General features: G+C 48.0%; 21 protein-coding genes. 13 read left to right on the top strand and 8 right to left on the bottom strand.

The window, feature by feature from the left end; translation table 11 throughout:
• Positions 1-11 precede the first annotated feature (11 nt).
• The 6 genes from pstS to H027_RS0115195 form a co-directional block, all read right to left on the bottom strand.
• Positions 12-1,046, bottom strand: coding sequence for a phosphate ABC transporter substrate-binding protein PstS (pstS, locus tag H027_RS0115220; protein ID WP_024873302.1), 1,035 nt, complete (start codon positions 1,044-1,046; stop codon positions 12-14).
• A gap of 373 nt (positions 1,047-1,419) precedes the next feature.
• Entirely contained in the window at positions 1,420-2,046 is a 627-nt protein-coding gene (locus H027_RS0115215) for a tetratricopeptide repeat protein (protein WP_024873301.1), read from the bottom strand.
• 3 nt (positions 2,047-2,049) lie between these two features.
• A complete protein-coding gene (locus H027_RS0115210; RefSeq protein ID WP_024873300.1) occupies positions 2,050-2,850 on the bottom strand; it encodes an SDR family oxidoreductase in 801 nt (266 codons plus the stop codon).
• The gene (locus H027_RS0115205; RefSeq protein ID WP_024873299.1) at positions 2,847-3,503 is read right to left on the bottom strand and encodes an iron-containing redox enzyme family protein; all 657 of its coding nucleotides are present in this window, start codon (positions 3,501-3,503) and stop codon (positions 2,847-2,849) included. The genes H027_RS0115210 and H027_RS0115205 overlap by 4 nt, the downstream gene beginning before the upstream one ends.
• The gene (locus H027_RS0115200; protein ID WP_202593497.1) at positions 3,500-4,960 is read right to left on the bottom strand and encodes an AMP-dependent synthetase/ligase; all 1,461 of its coding nucleotides are present in this window, start codon (positions 4,958-4,960) and stop codon (positions 3,500-3,502) included. The genes H027_RS0115205 and H027_RS0115200 overlap by 4 nt, the downstream gene beginning before the upstream one ends.
• Positions 4,957-5,622: a thermostable hemolysin gene (locus tag H027_RS0115195; protein ID WP_024873297.1), complete on the bottom strand. Its 666-nt coding sequence runs from the start codon at positions 5,620-5,622 to the stop codon at positions 4,957-4,959. The genes H027_RS0115200 and H027_RS0115195 overlap by 4 nt, the downstream gene beginning before the upstream one ends.
• 270 nt (positions 5,623-5,892) lie before the next feature.
• Here H027_RS0115195 and clcA point away from each other — a divergent pair, with 270 nt between their 5' ends.
• From clcA to H027_RS0115145, 9 genes are all read left to right on the top strand, one after another.
• A complete protein-coding gene (gene clcA, locus H027_RS0115190; RefSeq protein ID WP_024873296.1) occupies positions 5,893-7,278 on the top strand; it encodes a H(+)/Cl(-) exchange transporter ClcA in 1,386 nt (461 codons plus the stop codon).
• Between the two features lie 214 nt (positions 7,279-7,492).
• The gene (gene atpD, locus H027_RS0115180) at positions 7,493-8,908 is read left to right on the top strand and encodes a F0F1 ATP synthase subunit beta (RefSeq protein WP_051449047.1); all 1,416 of its coding nucleotides are present in this window, start codon (positions 7,493-7,495) and stop codon (positions 8,906-8,908) included.
• Positions 8,905-9,297, top strand: coding sequence for a F0F1 ATP synthase subunit delta/epsilon (locus H027_RS0115175; RefSeq protein ID WP_024873293.1), 393 nt, complete (start codon positions 8,905-8,907; stop codon positions 9,295-9,297). Before atpD ends, H027_RS0115175 begins: the two co-directional genes overlap by 4 nt.
• Before the next feature lie 5 nt (positions 9,298-9,302).
• Complete coding sequence (locus H027_RS0115170; RefSeq protein ID WP_051449046.1) at positions 9,303-9,575, top strand: AtpZ/AtpI family protein; 273 nt, start codon at positions 9,303-9,305, stop codon at positions 9,573-9,575.
• Positions 9,575-10,270, top strand: coding sequence for a F0F1 ATP synthase subunit A (locus tag H027_RS0115165; protein ID WP_024873291.1), 696 nt, complete (start codon positions 9,575-9,577; stop codon positions 10,268-10,270). Before H027_RS0115170 ends, H027_RS0115165 begins: the two co-directional genes overlap by 1 nt.
• Positions 10,267-10,533, top strand: a complete 267-nt coding sequence (atpE, locus tag H027_RS0115160) for an ATP synthase F0 subunit C (RefSeq protein WP_024873290.1) — start codon at positions 10,267-10,269, stop codon at positions 10,531-10,533. The genes H027_RS0115165 and atpE overlap by 4 nt, the downstream gene beginning before the upstream one ends.
• 9 nt (positions 10,534-10,542) lie before the next feature.
• Positions 10,543-11,289: a F0F1 ATP synthase subunit delta gene (locus H027_RS0115155; RefSeq protein ID WP_024873289.1), complete on the top strand. Its 747-nt coding sequence runs from the start codon at positions 10,543-10,545 to the stop codon at positions 11,287-11,289.
• The gene (locus tag H027_RS0115150) at positions 11,279-12,739 is read left to right on the top strand and encodes a F0F1 ATP synthase subunit alpha (RefSeq protein ID WP_024873288.1); all 1,461 of its coding nucleotides are present in this window, start codon (positions 11,279-11,281) and stop codon (positions 12,737-12,739) included. The genes H027_RS0115155 and H027_RS0115150 overlap by 11 nt, the downstream gene beginning before the upstream one ends.
• Complete coding sequence (locus H027_RS0115145) at positions 12,723-13,571, top strand: F0F1 ATP synthase subunit gamma (protein ID WP_024873287.1); 849 nt, start codon at positions 12,723-12,725, stop codon at positions 13,569-13,571. The genes H027_RS0115150 and H027_RS0115145 overlap by 17 nt, the downstream gene beginning before the upstream one ends.
• Positions 13,572-13,605: 34 nt before the next feature.
• Here the strand turns inward: H027_RS0115145 and H027_RS0115140 are convergent, their stop codons facing one another.
• Positions 13,606-14,112 (bottom strand): hypothetical protein, encoded by a 507-nt coding sequence (locus H027_RS0115140; RefSeq protein ID WP_024873286.1) that lies wholly within the window; start codon positions 14,110-14,112, stop codon positions 13,606-13,608.
• A gap of 412 nt (positions 14,113-14,524) precedes the next feature.
• Between H027_RS0115140 and H027_RS0115135 the strand changes: the two genes are divergently transcribed.
• The 4 genes from H027_RS0115135 to H027_RS0115120 are packed head-to-tail and all read left to right on the top strand — an operon-like array spanning position 14,525 to position 18,438.
• Complete coding sequence (locus tag H027_RS0115135) at positions 14,525-15,961, top strand: circularly permuted type 2 ATP-grasp protein (RefSeq protein ID WP_024873285.1); 1,437 nt, start codon at positions 14,525-14,527, stop codon at positions 15,959-15,961.
• Positions 15,955-16,881 carry an alpha-E domain-containing protein gene (locus tag H027_RS0115130; protein ID WP_024873284.1) on the top strand — a complete coding sequence of 309 codons (927 nt, stop codon included), beginning with the start codon at positions 15,955-15,957 and terminating at the stop codon, positions 16,879-16,881. Before H027_RS0115135 ends, H027_RS0115130 begins: the two co-directional genes overlap by 7 nt.
• On the top strand, positions 16,878-17,678 hold the full coding sequence (locus H027_RS0115125) for a transglutaminase family protein (RefSeq protein WP_024873283.1): 801 nt from the start codon (positions 16,878-16,880) through the stop codon (positions 17,676-17,678). Before H027_RS0115130 ends, H027_RS0115125 begins: the two co-directional genes overlap by 4 nt.
• Before the next feature lie 43 nt (positions 17,679-17,721).
• Positions 17,722-18,438, top strand: coding sequence for a proteasome-type protease (locus H027_RS0115120; RefSeq protein WP_024873282.1), 717 nt, complete (start codon positions 17,722-17,724; stop codon positions 18,436-18,438).
• Positions 18,439-18,457: 19 nt separating this feature from the next.
• On the opposite strand, the gene paeA is transcribed toward H027_RS0115120, so the two are convergent.
• Positions 18,458-19,780, bottom strand: coding sequence for a polyamine export protein PaeA (paeA, locus tag H027_RS0115115; protein ID WP_024873281.1), 1,323 nt, complete (start codon positions 19,778-19,780; stop codon positions 18,458-18,460).
• Positions 19,781-19,869: the final 89 nt, after the last annotated feature.

Here is a 19,869-nt window from a genome sequence, read left to right as displayed (position 1 = left end):
CAGCGTAAACCTTATTTTTTCCAGAGAGCTTGGCCATCTGCACCTTTGATAGTGGTCCATTCTTTACGAATTTGCTCTTTTACTGATTCTGGCATCGGAACATATTGTAACTCTTCTGCCAGTTTATCGCCTTTGCTCAGACCGAAATCAAAGAATTTCAATACAGCTTCTGTCTGTTCAGCTTTGTCAGCAGTACGGTGTACCAGCACAAATGTACCACTGGTGATTGGCCAAGAGTCTTTGCCAGGCTGGTTAGTCAGGATCTGATAGAATGATTTAGACCAATCAGCACCAGCTGCTGCAGCTTTAACACTAGCAGGTGTAGCAGCAACAAAATTACCATCCGCATTTTGCAGTTCCACAGTGGTCATGTGATTTGATTTTGCATACGCAGTTTCAACATAACCGATAGAACCGGCAAGACGTTGCACAAATGCAGACACGCCTTCGTTACCCTTACCACCAACACCAACAGCCCAGTTTACTGTTGTACCAAATTTGTATTTCTCAGCCCATTCTGGGTTTACCTTGCTCAGGTAGTTAGAGAAACCAAAAGTGGTACCAGAAGCGTCAGCACGGTGTACTACTGAAATCTGAATATCAGGCAATTTGAGGCCGCTATTCAGTTTAACAATAGCTGGGTCACTCCACTTAGTAATTTTGCCGTCGAAAATATCGGCCAGAACTGAACCTGTCAACTTAAGTTGATCAGCAGCAACGCCATCAATTTTGATAACTGGCACGATGCCACCAACAGCTGTTGGCCACTGAACTAAACCATCCTTAGCTAACTGATCATCAGTTAAAGGCATATCAGATGCGCCAAAATCAACGGTCTTAGCAATGATCTGTTTGATACCTGCGCCTGAACCGATAGATTGATAGTTCATGCGAGTGCCGCTTTCTTTGTTGTATGCATCAGCCCATTTTGAATATAGTGGAGCAGCAAAAGAAGAACCTGCACCAGTAACATCAGAGGCATAAGCTGCGGTTGCTGAAGAAGCGATAGCCATGCTAACAACAAGAGTTTTGAGCGTCATTTTCATTTGTCTTTCCTACATTCCTAATTAAACGAGTTCAGTGATGTTCATGACCAGTCGGAATAAATGTAGTAAAGAAAAATGACAGTAACATGACAAAAACGGTCACATTCGTTAAATCAGTAATAATTTAAATCCAAATCTCTCGTTTCTTGTTGTTTGATGAGGCAAAAAACAGCGATAAATGCAAACGCCATCACTAAGATGGACCTAATCTTTCCCTATTTAATGGCATCGACTCTTGACCTCATCTCTTCCGCTCTGAATGGAGTCAGTGAGCGTGGAAATAATCTGCGTTTGGTGATACATACGGCTCTGTTGTCATAAATCTGTCATTCAGACAAAGGCTCCACAAAGAGAGCCAGCTCAATAAAAAGTCTTACAGTTTTTCCAGACGTGCCTTGATTTCAGCACGGCGACCTCGATCTGCGATCTCACGGCCTTCACGGGCTGGTGCTGCCATTGCCTTTAGCAGATATTGTTTCGCTTCGGCTTTATGTCCTTGTTCCAATAAAAAATCACCATAAAAGAAATTCGGATCAATCCCGGTCGGGTTCATCGCCAATGCTTTCTTTAACAATTCATCTGCTTTATGGCTATCGCCAAAACCAATAGGCCAACCCGGTACCTGATAATACAGCACGCCCAGACTGGTATAGGCCGAACCGTCCAAAGCATTCGGATCTTTACTGATTGCCTGCTCCAACTCACTCTTTGCATCTTTGACCAGAGACAGAGCGCCTACTCCCCCTTTGGCACCGGCATAACTGCTTTTCACAATCGCAGACCAAATCAATAAATCGGTTCGATCCGAGTGCGTCTGACTTAATTGATCTGCTGATTTGCTCAGCGCACTCAGACAAGACTCTTTGTGATCTGACATGGTTTGATACTGGCAAACTGCCCACTGATTTTGGATTTGGCCTAAAGTCGCGTCAGCCGCCCACGTCGTCGATGACACCATGAGAGAAGTGGCTAATGTTGTCCGAATGAACGAATAAGTCATGATTTAATCTCCCTTCTGAGATGCATGGGCAAAACGGTGGATAATTGGCAGTTGCTTGGCAATGGCCTTGTCGACCAGATGAGGAAACAGTGCGTTGAGCCGGACAAACAATTTTTCCGGCCAACCAACCCAGCGCCGTAATTGATTACGTGACAAGGCATCGACAGCCTGCAACGCAACAACATCCGCCGAGTCACTCTGTGTACCTAATGCTTCATTCATGGCATTCACCGTCGCGGAGTTGAGCGACGTTTTGGTTGCACGCGGTGCGAAGTACAGTACTTGCCGTCCGGAACCTTGCAGCTCCCGATTGAGCGCCTCGCTAAACCCACGCAGAGCAAATTTGGATGCACAATAGACGCTATAGCCCGGATAACCGATGCTGCCCAAACTGGAACCGATATTCATGATCACGCCCTGAGGTGCCAGGTAAGGCAATACCGCACGGGACAACAGGATCGGTACCTCTAAATTGAGCTGAATTTGCTGATGGATCTGCGCTTCCGACTGCTGCTCCAGCCAGGCAAACTGATTCGTGCCCGCATTGTTGATCACGACATTCAGAGGTGACAGATCAGCGATCTGAGTCAACAATGTGTTCCGCCCTGCCGGATCACATAAATCTGCGGCAATGATCTGGTGTTGCTCTGGATGAGGTAGGCTGGCAGCAAGTTGTGTCAACTGCTCAGTGTTGCGCCCTTGCAGTAACAATCTGGCCCCTTGAGCGGCAAGATGACGTGCCAAAGCCTGACCAATGCCACCACTGGCACCGGTGAGTAAAATTCGTGCCTGATCGAGCTTCATGCTGCCTCCGCCGTCAGTTCACGCAGCATATCGCCATAAAGCCGATACACCATTTTGGCCGCATGAATAATGGCTTGTTGATCTGCCTCCTGCGTGATTTTATCCATCAACCCAGCAAAGAATTTCAGATGATCTTGATCAAGCTCACCATGAGACGTCAGATAACTCATGGTATTGGCTTGCAAGCCTAACCGGGCTTTTAACTGTTCCACGACCATGAGCGCCATCGATACACTGGTTCCTTCCAATACCTGCACCATGCCAAAGATACTCAACGGATTGCCGCGGTAAATTTGGTCATAGAGAAACGCCACCATCAATTCTATGGCTTGGCCTGGTTGACCATGACGGACAGCTTCCGCATTACCACCACAAGCGGCTATATCATTTAAAATCCACTCCTGATGGCCATATTCTTCATCGATGTATTCAGCAATGGCACCACGAACCCACTCCTGCTCGTCTGACACGCGGCTACCTGTCGCCATCAACAGAGGCACGGTATGCCGAACGTGATAGTAAGCCTGAGCCAGAAATGCTTTGTAGGTATCAAGTGAAAAATCCCCATTTTGACATTGTCTAACGATGGGGGCAGACAAGAGGTATGCACGCTCTTTTGCGGTACTGTCCTGTAATTGCTGATAAAAACTCATTGAGAACCTCCGGTAGTGAGCTGCAGAATTTCATGATGAAACTGTTGGAAAATAGCGTGACGACGTAAACGACCATTCATGGTTGATAATCCGCTGGCTGGAGAGAGATCAGCCAGAATCAGCTGATGGACTTGCGCATAATCGGGCAAACGGGCATTGAGTTGCTGAATTTGTTCAGAAAGTAGATGGGCGCAGGAGGGATTAACCTGTATCACCGCGACGTTATTTGGCAAGTCGTCACCAAAAACCACAAGCTTGTTAATGGCAGAAAATAACTGCGCTTCGGCTTCCACCCATTCCGGCGAAAAATTACGTCCAAATGCCGTGATCTGGACATTTTTTTTACGTCCCGTAATCCACAAAAAGCCCTCTGCGTCGCAATAGCCCAAATCACCGGTAGCAATGATAGGTTCATCAGATGACAATGATGTTTCCACTCCGAGATAACCGAGCATTGCAGCGCCCTGCACCAGGATCTCACCATCTTCCGCTATGGTGATCTGACAATGCGGCAAAATCTGACCCACACTGCCAACCCGGTCATGTGCCGGTGTATTCAACGCAACTACCGAACCACATTCGGAAAGACCATATCCCTCATACACGGGTAGCCCAAGTTGACGCGCCTGCACCACCAGATCTGCAGCTACTTTGCCACCACCGACAGCAATAAACTGCAATGATGTCGCAATGCCTGGGTATTGTTGCACCAGCATCAGAACCACACGCAACAGTTCTGGTACCAGTACCAATGTATGTGGCTGCCAGCGTAGCAACGTTTGAACCAACGCAGCCGGATTAAACTGACTGGAGCCTGCAAAACCGACACTAGCGAGCGGTAGCACTACGCTGCGTAAACCCAGCAGCAGCGGCACATAGAGCCCGGTAATATTTTCCAGCAAAGTGGAAAAAGGCAACAGAGTCAGATGCGTTGTCACATCAAGAGACTGCATATTGGCCGCCAAACTCTGCGATACCAGAGCCAAATGTTCATCACTCAGCAGCACGCCTTTGGGTTGGCCGGTTGTTCCTGACGTATAGGTAATTTTTGCGGTACCCGCAGGAAGCTCAACTGCGGATGTCACTGTACGTTGCCACAAGGTATATTTGGATTGCGGTAACGGATGCCCCGACCAGCCTTCACGCCCCGGACCAATCAGGCTATCAACACCACTGGATTCCAGTACCCATGCCTGCTGTTCAGCGGTAAAAAACAGAGGTACGGGAATGATCACGACGCCAGCCGCTAAACCCGCTAAATCACAGCAAGCCCAGTCCAGACCATTATCCAGTTGCAACGCTAACCGTTTTACACCGGTATCCTGAAACGTCGCTGCCATTGCTCGCACCCGAGTGACGAGTTCCCGGTATGTCCATTGTGCCTGTTCATCGCACAACGCGATCCGTTCCGGTTCCCGCTCCGCCCATTGTTCTATTATTGACCAGATCATACTCATGCCACTGTCCTCGTAGCCATCATTGGTAAACCATGCGTGAATACTGGAAAAATCAGCGGTGTAGGATCCAGCAATTGCAGCAACAGACTGTTTTGTCGTAAAAGCTGATAACCCGCTTGCAATTCAACCGCCATGACCAATGGATGGCTTTCGTAATAGGCGCCCCAATTGGCTGCATCACATCCAACCCGCTCCGGTAATGCTTCAGTGAGAATGTGCGGCTCCATATGCAAACGAGTGAAAATATTGCGGATCTTATTGGTTCCGGTTAATACCGCGTATTGGAATTGCTGCTGATACAAGTTGTCGCATAAGGCAGCGAAGAAAATTCGAGCCATCCCGGATTCACTACAGGCAAAATTACCGATTTCAATGAGTCCAGTACGACTGGTTGCCACACCATATTCTGACAACATCGCTTGTTCTATGGAGGCATCCAGATAATGTTCGAGATATAAACGATGCAGTCCGGCAGGGTTTAATCCACATGCACCACACAATTGATTGTGCTGATCATAGAATCCAACAAGGAATGGTAGAAAATGTGGAACATGCGCATTGAACTCCCGCAAAAACAATGCCCGGATATAGCCTTGTAATACCTGAATTTCATCGGAAGTAATGGCTATCGCCAAACGATACTGCGAATTGGGTTGTTTCATTATGCAATCCTGATGATGCAAAAAGACACAACCAGCATAAGTACCAATTATTAATAAAAGCTTATTTCCATAAAGAAAAATGTATTTCGAATACATTTATTGCTAATAAAATGAAATATAAGGGAATTTTATATGAGAAATGGTGAATGTATTGCTAATGGTTGAGATAAAGAGGAGGTAGCCCCGGTACAGGACTACCTGTATTTATATTTCCTAGATTAATTTTTTATTACAAAATAGGTAATTAAAATCTGTAATATCGTATTCAAAATGGATGAACAACAGCTACAACATAGCCGTCACCGACACATTCGTCGTTTGGTGCGTCGATTTATTCGCCACGATTACACGTCACCCAAAGTATTAACACTGGCCATGTTGGCCGGAGTCCTCACTGGCGGTGTGTGTGTTCTTTTTGAAAATGCTGTCGATATGTTGACCAGCTTGCGAATTATCTACCTCCACCACTTTCCAATTGCAATCAGATGGTTACCTGCTTTTATCTGTAGTGCTGTGCTCGGTGGTATTGCATTCTATCTGATGCATCGCTTCGCACCTGAAGCTGGCGGATCGGGTATTCCTGAAATTGAAGGCGCATTAGATGATATCAGACCTGTCCGCTGGCAACGTGTACTCCCCGTTAAGTTTTTTGGCGGTACCTGTGCCCTCAGTTCTGAAATGATTCTCGGGCGTGAAGGCCCCTCCGTGCAGATTGGTGGCAATATCGGAAAGATGGTTGCCGATATATTCAAGCTGCCTAAAGATGCATCGCATGCCTTGCTGGCTGCTGGTGCCGCAACCGGTTTGGCCGCTGCCTTCAATGCACCATTAGCCGGAATACTATTTGTTCTGGAGGAAATGCGCCCTCAATTCCGTTATTCCTTCTTATCAATTAAAGTTGTCTCCATCGCCGTCATCAGCGGCACGGTCGTTCGCCAGATAGCTAACGGTACAGGCCCTGTCTTTAGTGTGCCAACGTTCCCAACGCCAGCCCTTTCCTCCCTGCCTCTGTTTTTCCTATTTGGCTGTGTGATGGGATGTATCGGATATGCTTTTAATATCTTCGTGAATGCCTTCCAGAATGGTTATTTATCACTGCATAAGAACAAACGTTCCGTATTGATCATGGTTGGCAGTACGGTGGCGGGTGTGTTTGGCTTTATGTCACTGACCGCACATGGGCTGACAACAGGTGGTATGCAACTGATTCCACAATGGGCAACCCAACCAGAACCGCTGACATGGCTTTTCTGGCTTTTAGTGTGGCGTTTTTGGGGGACATTGGTTTGCTTCTGCTCTGGTATTCCGGGCGGCGTGTTTGCGCCAGCCTTGTCACTGGGTACATTATGTGGCGCGCTGGCAGGTAATATGTGCCATCTCCTGTTTCCTGAGATCAGTATTGCTTATGGCGTCTTTCCTATTGTCGGCATGGGTGCCTTATTTGCTGCCTCAGTACGTGCGCCAGTAACGGGGATCGTGCTCGTTACAGAAATGAGCAACAATTATGGCCTCATCTTGCCGATGATGGTGACGACGTTAAGTGCCACCCTGGTTGCACAGATGTTGGGCGGTAAACCGATTTATAGCCAGATCCTGGAGCGTACGCTGCATTTATCATCCAAGTCTGCGCCGCAGCAACCCGTAGAAAATATCTAATGATTTTCTGAAAGGCAGCATTAGCTGCCTTTTTTGATTTCGAATATTCCCTCTTTGATGAATATTTTTGCTACCCGCGTCTGTAACCTCACGAATAAAACCAAGTGCTTAAAACGATGTACTATAGTTTTAATAAGTAGCATCCATTTATAAGCACCTGACACCACAAAGTATTCATCCAGATTGCCAGGTATGAGGTTCGACAGGAGTTGAAATGGATATTTCTTCTCGCTCAGTGCTTCCACCACCATGCACTCTTCCTGAGCATCCGCCGTTGGGCGTGATTGAAAAAGTCCACGGCCCTGTGATCGACATTCTTTGTCACTGTTTGCCACCGCTGCATCAGGCTCTTTACGTTAGCCTTGAGAATGAACGCTGCATCCTTGAAGTGCATCGCCATCTGGATGAATCGCGTGTCCGCGCGATTGCCTTACATCGCACCAGCGGTTTACGTCGTCTCATGCCTGTTTTTGATACTGGCGGCCCGTTAAAGGTACCGGTGACACCCGACTGTCTGGGTCGATTGCTCGATATTTTCGGTCATCCGCTGGATAGCGGTACCCCACTTGAGACTAATGAATTCCGGCATATTGTCACAGCCCCGTCACCGCTTCATGAGGCGAGAAACAGCAGTGAAATGTTGCCAACCGGAATCAAGGTAATTGACCTGCTTTGCCCTTTTGTGCGCGGCGGAAAAACAGGATTATTCGGGGGCGCCGGGGTAGGCAAAACCGTACTGATCATGGAGTTCATGAATGCCATCATTCGATTGCATCATGGAGTTTCCGTTTTTGCCGGTGTCGGTGAACGAATTCGGGAAGGCCATGAACTCTGGCATGACATGCAGGATGCCGGTGTCATGCCAAGGACACTGATGGTGTTCGGTCAGATGGATGAATCACCGGGGGTGCGGTTTCGTATCGGACTCTCAGCGCTGACTTACGCGGAATATCTGCGTGACAATGTTGCCAAAGAGGTGTTGTTCCTGATGGACAATGCTTTTCGCTTCGTCCAGGCCGGTAGTGAGCTTTCCGGTTTACTGGGCCGAATGCCGGCGACCGTTGGTTATCAACCGACACTGTTGTCTGAAGTCGCGGAATTGCAAGAACGCATTTCATCGACACAAAACGGCAGCATTACCGCCGTAGAAGCGGTCTATGTCCCGGCTGATGATATGACCGATCCTGCGGTCAGTGCCATACTTGCACATCTCGATACCACCGTGATCCTTTCGCGTAGCCAGGCCGCAAAAGGGATCTATCCCGCCGTCGACCCGCTTGCATCTGGCAGCAGTATGATGGATCGCGTCACGCTCGGTGAACGCCATTATCGAGTTGCTCAGACCATCCGGGAGCATCTGGCCCGCTACCGTGAACTGGAAGACATCATCGCCATGCTAGGGCTCGAAGCCCTCTCCGAAGTCGATCGCCAAACCGTACTGCGTGCTCGGTTAATCGAACGCTATCTGACGCAGCCTTTTTTTGTAGTCTCCGAGCATACCGGCATCTCTGGTGTTTCTGTGCCGTTGGAGACCACGTTGGCTGACTGTGAGGATTTTTTGAACGGGAGATATGACGGTATCTCCGAAGATCAATGCTATATGCGCGGCAGCATGAGGGATCAGAAATGAACGTCATGACCCTATCGCTGCATAGTGCCATCAAGCATGAAACCCTGCCGGATATCGTCAGTTTTGTCGGTACCGATGATTCAGGTTGTTTTGGCATTCTTCCCGGCAGAACGGCGTTATTGACGATCCTGAATTATGGGCTTTCGCGCTTCAGTTCGAGTGATGGGAGTTGGTATTACCTCGCATGTCCCGGTGCCGTCTTACATTTTTCAGATAACCAACTGACTATCGATACCCGCCATTACCTTGTCCATAAAGATCATGAACGTATTGCGGGGTTACTGGCCGGACAGCTCGCCCAGGAAGAAGCTTCTCTCCGTCTTGTCAGAACAAATCTGCAGCAGTTAGAACAAGCGCTCTTCCATCGATTGCGACAATTAGACAGGTGACCATGATGAACAATAAACAATGGCATCAAGATGTTGTTCGTGACAGTAAACGGCTGAAAGAGGCTGAACGAAGCCGTCGGTCAATACTGGTGCATACGGTTTTTCTTGGCAGTTTATCGGTGCTCTTTCTAGTACCGCTCTTAGCCGGAGCCTATCTGGGCCACTGGCTCGACAGTCTGGATACAGGTTACACCTTCAAATGGACCATCAACCTGATCATTCTGGGGCTGGCCATTGGGGTGTTCAATGTCTATTTCTTTATCAGGAAGTACTGGTAATGGAAACAACTGCATTTTTTGTCAGTATCGGCAGTTTGCACATTTCGTTGACAGTCATGACCACATGGGGATTGCTGCTGTTTTTGGGTCTGGGATCGTGGCTGCTGACCCGACACTTGTCAGCGCAAACCCCCGGCTTATTACAAACCGCACTGGAAGGTACGGTTCAATCAATACAAGCCGCGATTGATAACGTCTTGCCCGGTAAAGCCGACCTCTTATTGCCCTTCATCGGCACACTGTGGCTGTTTATTGCCATTGCCAACCTGACGGGGTTGATCCCTGAATTACATTCACCGACAGCCGATTTATCAACGACCGCCGCACTGGCAATCCTAGTGTTCTTTTCCGTGCACTGGTATGGCATTCGCAGCTCAGGTCTGATGCCCTACCTTAAACATTACCTGACACCCAGCCCCATCTTGTTGCCCTTTCATCTGCTGGGTGAACTATCACGGACCATCGCTCTGGCAATGCGCCTGTTCGGCAACATTATGAGCCTTGAAATGGCAGCACTGCTGGTACTGATGGTGGCCGGTCTGCTCGTTCCGATCCCCGTTCTGATGCTGCACATCGTTGAAGCATTGGTACAAGCCTATATTTTCGGCACATTGGCGCTGATTTACATCGCAGGCGGTATGCAATCGCATGAAATCAATAATCTGCCGACAGACAATGAAGGAGATGAAAAATGAGTGATATGCATTGGTTTGCATTGGCATCCACCGTGGCGGCAGCTCTGGCCATTGCCATTGGCGTCATTTGCCCCGCTATTGCAATGGGACGCGCCATTGCTCAGGCTTTGGAAGCCATAGCGCGTCAGCCTGAGGCTGAGAAATCCATCACGCGAACCTTATTTATTGGTCTGGCGATGATTGAATCTCTCGCCATCTACGTGTTGGTCATTGTGCTGATTATTCTGTTCCGCAATCCTCTGCTTGAATACCTATTGAAATAGGAGGCAGTTATGGCGTTTGACTGGACTACATTCATTCTGGAGATCATCAATTTCCTCGCTTTAGTCTGGATCTTGAAACGATTTCTTTATCAGCCCGTTTTGGCGACACTGGCTGAGCGTCGCGCCGGGATCGAACGCACCCTGAATGAAGCGAAGGACAAAGAGACCCATGCCGAGACATTGAAAACTCAGTATGAAAGCCGCCTGTCCGAGTGGGAACAAGAAAAAAGCGTTGCGCGCGCCCACTTCACGGCTGAACTGACCGAAGAACGTCAGCGCCAGATGGAAGCATTGGCGAAAGAAATCGCCCTGGAGCGGGAAAGAAATCAGGCGCAGGATATTCATCGGCAAGAAATACTGAAACGCGAACTGATCACGCAATGCAATACTCAAGCTCGTCTGTTTGCCAACAAGCTCTTGTCTAAATTAGCCAGCCCGGAATTGGAATCGCGTCTTGTTGCATTGTTTATTGAAGAGATAGATGCACTCCCGGATGAAAGGATCAGCGCAATACAGCTCGGTCTGGAGGGTAATACCACAGGTTGTGTCACCAGTGCATTCCCGTTATCGGAAGCACAACAGCAAATGGTGATTAAGGCTATCGACGATCATTTTGAAATACATAGTCAGCTTGAGTTTTTACAAGACAAAGCGTTACTTGCCGGCTTGAAAATCTCGCTCGGTGCATGGCAGCTGGAATTGAGTTTTGCCGGTGAACTGAACGTTTATGCGGAGGCCTCAGGTTTTGGACAATAACGTGTTCCTCGAACATTATCATCCGCAATTACGCATCACCGAAATCGGGAAGGTGGCGGCTATCAGCGATGGCATTGTCTGGGTTGAAGGGCTCCCCTCTGCTGCCATGGATGAGATATTACTCTTTGAAAATGGCAGTGAAGCGCAGGTATTCCAACTTGATAGCCAGCGTATTGGCGCCATTCTTTTAAGTCAGAATGATAGTCTGGTCGCAGGAGCCTCAGCACAATTAACTGGGCGACGACTGGAAATTGGAGTCGGTGATGATTTTCTGGGTCGGGTCATAGACCCCTTGGGGCAGCCGCTTGATGGCTTACCTCCCCCTGCATTTGGTCGTCGTCGTCCGCTCGAAATTGCTTCCCCGCCGATTCCGGCCCGCGATTTCGTTGCCCGACCATTGCTCAGCGGCATTAAAATGGTTGATACCATGATCCCGATCGGTAAAGGGCAACGTCAGCTCATCATTGGTGATGCCGGAACCGGGAAAAGTGCATTGGCGACAGACACCATCATCGCGCAGAAAGGACGCAATGTGCTCTGTGTTTATGTGCTGATCAGTCAGAAACGATCATCGGTGGTTGCCACTATCGAAACATTGCGAAAAGCCGGTGTGCTGGACATTACCTGTGTCGTGGTGGCCGAAGCGACAACCACCCCCGGGTTGAAATTTCTGGCACCGTTTGCTGGTTGCACCTTAGCTGAAGAGTGGATGTGGTCTGGTCGCGACGTTCTGATCATCTACGATGACCTTACCACACATGCTCGCGCATATCGGGAATTATCACTGCTCTTGCGCAGGCCGCCCGGTCGAGAAGCCTACCCCGGCGATATTTTCTATCTTCACTCTCGTCTGCTGGAACGCTCGACCGCCCTCGCCACACATTTTGGTGGTGGCAGCATGACCGCGCTGCCGATAGTGGAAACAGAACAAGGGGAAATTGCTGCGTATATCCCAACCAACCTGATTTCGATCACCGACGGACAGATCTATCTTGATACAGCCTTATATGCCAGAGGCTTTTTGCCGGCCATTGATATCACGCGTTCAGTCTCACGGATCGGTGGTACGGCTCAGTTCTCGGCTATTAAAACCGAAGCAGGCCGTATGAAGCTGGATTATCTCCAATTTCTGGAAATCGAGGTTTTCACCCGCTTTGGTGCGCGTCTTGAGGCCAGTGTCGAAACCAAGATCCGCCGGGGACGCTTATTACGCGAACTATTAAAACAAGATCGCCTATCGCCGCTCTCGCCAGAGCAACATATGGCCTGGCTCATCGCATACAACGAAGGCTATTTTGATCCTCTGCCACCAGCAAACATTGCAAAGGCGCTGCACCAGTTATTGCAAAAGATAGCCACAAAATGCCCGGCACTGACTGAACCCCGAGCAATCTGGCTCAGTGCAATACAAGAACTAATGGCGGAAATCACCCATGAGCCATCGCCGTAAAATCAGCAAACGCTTAGAAGCCCTGTCAGACATTGCTGGCATTATGTCAGCGATGAAAGGGTTGGCACTGATGGAGATCCGGATACTGAAAGATTTTCTTATCTGTCAGCAACAAATGGTCGCCAGTATTGAACATACCGCTACAGAATTCTTTACTGCCTACCCGGAACTGATCTGCACTACACAAACAAAACAGAATATCTGCATCATCGTCGGCTCAGAACAAGGATTCTGTGGCGATTTTAATGAAACATTACTGACCGAAATGGGCAAACTGTTCCCTACACAAGCCGCTTCGACCAGTTTGATCATTGTCGGGCGCCGTCTGGCGGGTCGGATGAATGACGATCCTAGTGCAAAGCTGACCATGCCGGGTGCCGTAGTCGCTGACGAAATTCCCACGGTGCTGTTACATCTGACTCAGCAGTTAAGTCAGTTAGTCTCGCAGGAACGTGTAGCCGATTGTGGTTTTTCGGTTCTGTATCATTGCGATGCCGCCAATACGATCCGCTGGCGACATCTGCTGCCGCTACGCAATGCCGCCAGCCTCACGTCGAACCGCGGTTATTCGCCCGATTTAACTATCCCGCCCAATGAGTTTTTAATCAAACTGATGGATCACTACCTTTATGCCGTCCTGAATGAGGTTTTATACAGCTCACTCATGGCAGAAAACAATCAAAGGCAGGAACATATGGATCGCGCTCTGCAGCGGTTAGATGAAGATCAGACCAAACTACAACTGACTTACAATATTCAGCGACAGGAAGATATAACCGAAGAAATTGAAACCATTTTATTATCCATTGACATGCCGGAAACAGAAAACTGACCCGCCATACGGTGAATGACGAGTCAGATTATTTTCAGCCAAAATTCGCATAGCGTTTAAAAATTTGCTCGAAATAATCATCGCCATTATTGTTATCGGTCTTTGTTTTATCCTTTTTCGTTACTTCCTGCGGTTCTTTGGGTTGCATAAAAGAAGCATGACGTAAATTAAAATAGGCCAATAATTCCTTAATGAGACGATGATCTTCAGGCACGATGTCAATATACATATTGGTATTAATACATTTATGCATCATCTGTTCAGTCCAAGGATTTTCATCCTTAACCACTAATGCATTCTCCTGGATGATTTCTGTAATACGTTCATTTTTAACGACTAACTCAATTAAACGCTCTGTAGGATATTCCGCAGAAGAAATCAAATTGCGAGGCTGAGTTGCCGGTTTCAAAGCCAGAAATGCTAAAAAATGATCACCTAATTTATATTCTTTCGCATACTCAAGAAAAAAATCGATCTGGGTTTGGCTATCCCAATCTCGTTGAGTTAACAATTCTTCATATCGTTGTTTTAACCCGTTCATACATCTCCCCATCAAACAGTCATCGCTTAGCGCTGCGATATCAAATATTAATCACGTCATGATATCGTCAATATCCGAATGACTTCCATGAACAAAATCCAATTTTCAGAGACAGAACAAAAATGCTTTATAAATAACCATTTTTACGCATTCTTCTGCTCCGCACAGGCCACAATATAATTTCATGGTGCACTGCAGATTTAATCTCTTTTATTTTTCACTCAAAGTGCGCACGCCAACCTCAACTAAAGCCCCAAAAAGGTGCATCAATTGAATACTCATTATTGAACATCCATATATTCCTCTGTTTTATAAAGATACCTCTCAGATTCTCATCAAAAAAACAGATTCATGCTGCTCTGGCATAACCTTTGTATTAATCAAAGAACACGGACGTCCCGAGGAGACAGTTATGCTCAAAGTCCACCTACCGGGTCCAGGGTTATACGATGAAATGTTACAACCTGATGGACAATGCCGAAGCCATTATGAAACCTACTGGCGCTGGCTAAACCAAACTGAAGAAAAAACGATCCAACAGAAAAAAGAAGAAGCAAATCTACTGTTCCGCCGCGTCGGCATTACTTTTAATGTCTACGGTGATGAAGACGGCGCCGAACGATTAATCCCTTTCGATAACATCCCCCGAATCATCCCCGCGACTGAGTGGCAGCAACTGGATAAAGGTATCCGCCAGCGTGTGACTGCTCTGAATGCATTCTTACATGATATCTATCACGAGCAACGGATCTTAAAAGCAGGCGTCATTCCTCCGGAACAAGTTCTGGCTAATGCCCAATATCAGCCTTGTATGCAAGGTGTTGATCTGCATCGTCAAATTTATGCCCATATCACCGGTGTTGATATGATCCGCAATCATGACGGCAGCTATTACGTATTAGAAGATAACCTTCGCACCCCATCGGGCGTCTCTTACATGCTGGAAAACCGCAAGATGATGATGCGGTTATATCCTGAATTATTCAGACAGCAACGCATTGCGCCAGTGGAACGTTATCCAGCCCTGTTACTGCAAACGCTACGGGAAAGCAGCCCGGTCGAAAATCCCAACGTGGTGGTCATGACGCCCGGTCGCTTTAACAGTGCCTACTTTGAACATAGTTTCCTTGCTCAGCAGATGGGCGTGGAGTTAGTCGAAAGTGCCGATCTGATGGTACGTAATGGCAAAGTGTTCATGCGTACCACGACCGGCCCGCAACAGGTGGATGTGATCTATCGTCGTATCGACGATGCGTTCCTTGATCCATTAGCCTTTAATCCAACCTCGCTGATTGGCGTGCCCGGCCTGCTGTCTGCCTACCGCTCTGGCGGCGTCGTATTGGCCAATGCCATTGGCACTGGGGTAGCCGATGACAAGTCGATCTATCCGTATGTTCCGGCAATGATCAAATTCTATCTGGATGAAGAGCCCATTCTGCATAACGTTCCTACCTGGCAGTGTCGTGAAAACAACGATTTACGTTATGTGCTCGACCATCTTGAAGAGCTGGTCGTTAAAGAAGTCCATGGTGCCGGCGGTTATGGCATGCTGATCGGCCCTTGTGCCACCAAAGCCGAGATTGCCAAATTCCGTGAGTTATTGAAAGCGCGCCCCGATAACTACATTGCGCAACCCACCCTGTCGCTCTCAACTTGCCCGACATTTGTCGAAGCCGGTGTGGCCCCCCGCCATATCGATCTGCGCCCCTTTGTTTTGAGTGGTAAAGAAATACGTCTGGTTCCCGGCGGATTAACACGCGTGGCCTTAACAGAAGGATCGTTAGTGGTGAACTCCTCTCAGGGTGGCGGCACTAAAGATACCTGGGTCATGGAGGAAGGCTTATGCTGAGTCGTACTGCAAGTGAGCTTTACTGGATGGCTCGCTATCTGGAACGGGCAGAAAATACAGTTCGTATGCTGGATGTCACTCAAACCATGTCATTGATGCCATTAATCGATGCCGATAACAGCGAACTGATCGCCCCCCTGACCATTACTGGTACCCATGAGCCTTTCATTGCGCGTTACCAGCGAGTCAGCATGGATAATCTGCTGTCGTTTTTCTGTCTGGATGAAGAAAACCCGAGCAGTATTTTTAGCTGTATCCGCATGGCGCGCGATAATGCACATGCCGTTCGCGGGAAAATTCCCTCTGAAGTATGGGAAAGCATTAACTCCACCTGGCTGGAGATCAAAGTTCTGCGTAAAAAAGGGATCAACAGTAATAACGCTCAGGCATTTCTTGACTGGGTCAAAGAACGTTCACACTTATTTCGTGGTGCTACGTTCGGCACCATCATGCGCGGTGATGTGCTGTGGTTTATTCGCCTTGGCACCTTCATTGAACGCGCTGACAACACCGCCCGGATACTGGATGTGAAATACCGAGTTATTCAGGAAGATGAAGACAGTGTCCGTGAGTTTTATCGCTGGAATGCTCTATTACGCTCAGTCGGTGCCTATGAAGCGCATCAAACCTTATATAAGAGCCTATCCCGGCAAACCGTCGCTGAACTGTTGATCTTGCGTAATGAAGTACCTCGCTCTTTGCGTGCCAGCCTCGAAGAGGTAGAACAACTGCTGGCACAAATCGAAGGCAATGCCGGTCATGAACCCCGTCGCCTTACCACGATCCTAAACGCCAACCTGCGGTTTGGCCGGATAGAAGACGTGTTCAGTGAAGGTGTGCATAACTATTTGACGCGCTTTCTCACGGACATCGGCGCCATTGGACAAAGCATCCACAGAGCCTATTTGGAGGCATTATGAAACTGACCATCGATCATCATACCCAGTATCACTATGCTGAAATGGTACGTCATAGCACGCAATACCTGCGGTTGACGCCTAAATCCACTCAACGTCAGCGTATTGTAAACTGGCAACTGGATTTACCCGACAATGCCACGATCACAACCGACAGCTACGGGAATATTTTGCATGTGCTGAGCCTCGATACCCCCCACGAGCTGATCCGCATTCATGCCCATGGTGAAGTCGAAATTATCGAAGATGCGCCCGATGATCTCCCCGAAGCCATCTCACCGCTAACCTATCTGCGCCATACCGCGCTGACTGAGATCACCCCCTCTATCCGCGAGTTAACGCAACAACATTACGATGCAGCCAATCCGCTGGTCAGCCTGCAGACATTGATGACCGCCATACGCCAAAAAATGCCTTACACGCCCGGCGCAACCGATGTCTCCTTCACGGCTGACGAAGCGCTTCGCGCCGGTAAAGGGGTATGTCAGGATCACACGCATGTTTTTCTGGCGTGTTGCCGCAGTGTCGGTATTCCTGCCCGTTATGTCAGCGGTTATCTCTACAGTTCCGATAGTGCTCATGTCGCCATGCATGCCTGGGCTGAAATATGGCTGAATGATCACTGGTATACCTTTGATATTACAAACAATACCTGTACACCAAACCAGCACCTAAAACTGGCAGTGGGGATGGATTACCTTGACGCCTGTCCAGTTCGCGGTGTCCGATTCGGTGGTGGCAGTGAAGCCATGCAGGCACAGGCGGCAGTAAATTTACTCGACGCACAGCAACAACAATGATAAAAGCTGTCACGCTGACAACTGAAGTATTGAGGAAAGCAAAATGACCTATTGTGTTGCCATGCGTCTTGCAGACGGATTGGTATTTGCGTCAGATTCACGCACCAATGCGGGAGTCGATCACATCGCAACTTTTAAAAAGTTACATATCTTTGAAAGAGATGATCGAGTACTGGTGTTGCAAAGTGCAGGCAATCTGGCAACAACACAAAGTGTGTTGACCTTATTACGACAGCGCGTTAATCAGGATGTCCCCAACCTGATGAATGTCAGTTCGGTTTACGATGCAGCGACCCTGGTTGGAACGGTGATCCGCGAAGTCATTCAGCGTGATGGCGGCCAGCAACAAAGCAATATTAACTTTGGCTGCAATATTCTGTTAGGTGGGCAAATAAGAGGGGAAATACACCGTCTGTTTCATATCTATCCTGAAGGGAATTTTATTGAAGCGACGGAAGACACCCCGTATTTTCAGATAGGTGAAAGCAAATATGGCAAACCTATCATTGACCGTGTACTGAACTTCAACACACCGCTGGAAACGGCCATGCAATGTGCGTTGATCTCCATTGATTCAACGCTGCGTAGTAATCTTTCCGTCGGGTTGCCGCTGGACACACTGATTTATCCTAAAGATTCATTCAGTACGGCCCAGCAATATCGGATCACCGAAAAACACCCCCACTTTCAGGCATTGCGCCAGGCCTGGGGCGAAGGATTACAAAAACTATTCAGCCAATTGCCACCGTTTGATCTGTAAAACGATGCAGCCGGATGCATCAATGTGGTTTATTGTTTCCGGCTGCCGCCTCTGTTTCAGCATTACTCAGACGAGTCACCAATAGCTGGTCGATCTTATAACTATCAATATCGACCACTTCAAACTTATACCCGGCAAATGTCACAGAATCAGTTCGTTTAGGAATTTTCCGCAACATAAACATCATGAAACCCGCGATCGTTTCATAATTTTCATACTCAGGAAATTCCTCAATATCAAGCACTCGCATTACATCATCGATCGGCGCAATCCCATCAATTAACCAGGAATGATCATCACGCTGAATGATCTGTTCCTCCTGATGCTGGTTCACTAAATCCCCCATCAGGGTGTTCATAATGTCATTCAGGGTAATAATGCCAACCACCAGCGCATATTCGTTCAGAATAACGGCAAAGTCTTCACGTGAACCTTTAAAGCCTTCCAATGCTTCAGTCAATGTCAGCGTATCGGGAATGATCAACGGTGTCTGAATGAGCTTATCGTCCGTCAGCGAAATCGGTTGCTTGTTCAACACCCGCAATAATATGTCTTTGGAATCGACGTAGCCGAGCACCGTATCTATATTGCCATCACACACTAGGAATTTTGAATGTGGATGTTCTGCAATGATTTGCTTGATCTGTTCTTCGGTCTCCCGACGCTCAAAATAGATAATGCTATCGCGCGACGTCATCGTGGAAGGTACCGTTTTTGAATCCAGTTCAAACACGTTTTCTATCAGGTGATGTTCCTGCTCACGTAATACTCCAGCCTGAGCCCCGGCAGACATCATGGCGTAAATATCATCCGGCGTGATCACCTCTTTATGTGTGGTCGGCAGTTTGAATACACGGAACAACATGTTGGCCAATCCATTGAAAACAAAAACCATTGGCTTGAAAATCGCCACACAAAACAGCATTGGGCCCACAATATGCGTTGCAATACGCTCAGGCGCCATCATAGCCAAACGCTTAGGGATCAAATCAGCAAACAAAATGAATAATGATGTCACCAGCATAAATGAAATCGCAAAACTGATGTCATTTAACAAGGGAGGCGCAATCCAAAGTTGCAGCACTTCAGAAACATACGGCGTCAGTGCCGATTCACCAATGATACCGCCCAAAATGGCGACAGCATTGAGCCCGATTTGTACCACAGTGAAATAGTGACCCGGCTGCTCCTGCAAGGAGATCACCTTATTCGCCTGTTCAATTCCGGTTTCTGCTAACTGCTGTAATTTAAGACGGCGCGAGGCAGCCAAAGAAATCTCAGAGACTGAGAAAAAAGCACTGGCCACGATCAAGGCGGCAATTGAGAAAAAACTGTTTGTCATGATTGGGTGCTCTGGATAAATGAAAATGCCATATAGATATGGCATCTGAATCTCAGTATGACACTAAATCACTGTTTTGTGACAGATTT

This window comes from Tolumonas lignilytica, assembly GCF_000527035.1.
GTDB classification, from domain to species: domain Bacteria; phylum Pseudomonadota; class Gammaproteobacteria; order Enterobacterales; family Aeromonadaceae; genus Tolumonas; species Tolumonas lignilytica.
The sequence above is the reverse complement of the archived record's forward strand: the minus strand, read 5'-3'. Positions and strand labels throughout refer to the sequence as shown.

Coding starts and splice junctions, on each gene's coding strand:
- H027_RS0115165 (WP_024873291.1), top strand. CDS start 9,575: ATGGAAACAACTGCATTTTTTGTCAGTATCGGCAGTTTGCACATTTCG.
- H027_RS0115195 (WP_024873297.1), bottom strand. CDS start 5,622: ATGAAACAACCCAATTCGCAGTATCGTTTGGCGATAGCCATTACTTCC.
- H027_RS0115155 (WP_024873289.1), top strand. CDS start 10,543: ATGGCGTTTGACTGGACTACATTCATTCTGGAGATCATCAATTTCCTC.
- paeA (WP_024873281.1), bottom strand. CDS start 19,780: ATGACAAACAGTTTTTTCTCAATTGCCGCCTTGATCGTGGCCAGTGCT.
- H027_RS0115125 (WP_024873283.1), top strand. CDS start 16,878: ATGAAACTGACCATCGATCATCATACCCAGTATCACTATGCTGAAATG.
- H027_RS0115215 (WP_024873301.1), bottom strand. CDS start 2,046: ATGACTTATTCGTTCATTCGGACAACATTAGCCACTTCTCTCATGGTG.
- H027_RS0115130 (WP_024873284.1), top strand. CDS start 15,955: ATGCTGAGTCGTACTGCAAGTGAGCTTTACTGGATGGCTCGCTATCTG.
- H027_RS0115140 (WP_024873286.1), bottom strand. CDS start 14,112: ATGAACGGGTTAAAACAACGATATGAAGAATTGTTAACTCAACGAGAT.
- atpE (WP_024873290.1), top strand. CDS start 10,267: ATGAGTGATATGCATTGGTTTGCATTGGCATCCACCGTGGCGGCAGCT.
- H027_RS0115170 (WP_051449046.1), top strand. CDS start 9,303: ATGAACAATAAACAATGGCATCAAGATGTTGTTCGTGACAGTAAACGG.
- clcA (WP_024873296.1), top strand. CDS start 5,893: ATGGATGAACAACAGCTACAACATAGCCGTCACCGACACATTCGTCGT.
- H027_RS0115205 (WP_024873299.1), bottom strand. CDS start 3,503: ATGAGTTTTTATCAGCAATTACAGGACAGTACCGCAAAAGAGCGTGCA.
- H027_RS0115145 (WP_024873287.1), top strand. CDS start 12,723: ATGAGCCATCGCCGTAAAATCAGCAAACGCTTAGAAGCCCTGTCAGAC.
- H027_RS0115200 (WP_202593497.1), bottom strand. CDS start 4,960: ATGAGTATGATCTGGTCAATAATAGAACAATGGGCGGAGCGGGAACCG.
- H027_RS0115210 (WP_024873300.1), bottom strand. CDS start 2,850: ATGAAGCTCGATCAGGCACGAATTTTACTCACCGGTGCCAGTGGTGGC.
- pstS (WP_024873302.1), bottom strand. CDS start 1,046: ATGAAAATGACGCTCAAAACTCTTGTTGTTAGCATGGCTATCGCTTCT.
- H027_RS0115175 (WP_024873293.1), top strand. CDS start 8,905: ATGAACGTCATGACCCTATCGCTGCATAGTGCCATCAAGCATGAAACC.
- H027_RS0115120 (WP_024873282.1), top strand. CDS start 17,722: ATGACCTATTGTGTTGCCATGCGTCTTGCAGACGGATTGGTATTTGCG.
- H027_RS0115135 (WP_024873285.1), top strand. CDS start 14,525: ATGCTCAAAGTCCACCTACCGGGTCCAGGGTTATACGATGAAATGTTA.
- atpD (WP_051449047.1), top strand. CDS start 7,493: ATGGATATTTCTTCTCGCTCAGTGCTTCCACCACCATGCACTCTTCCT.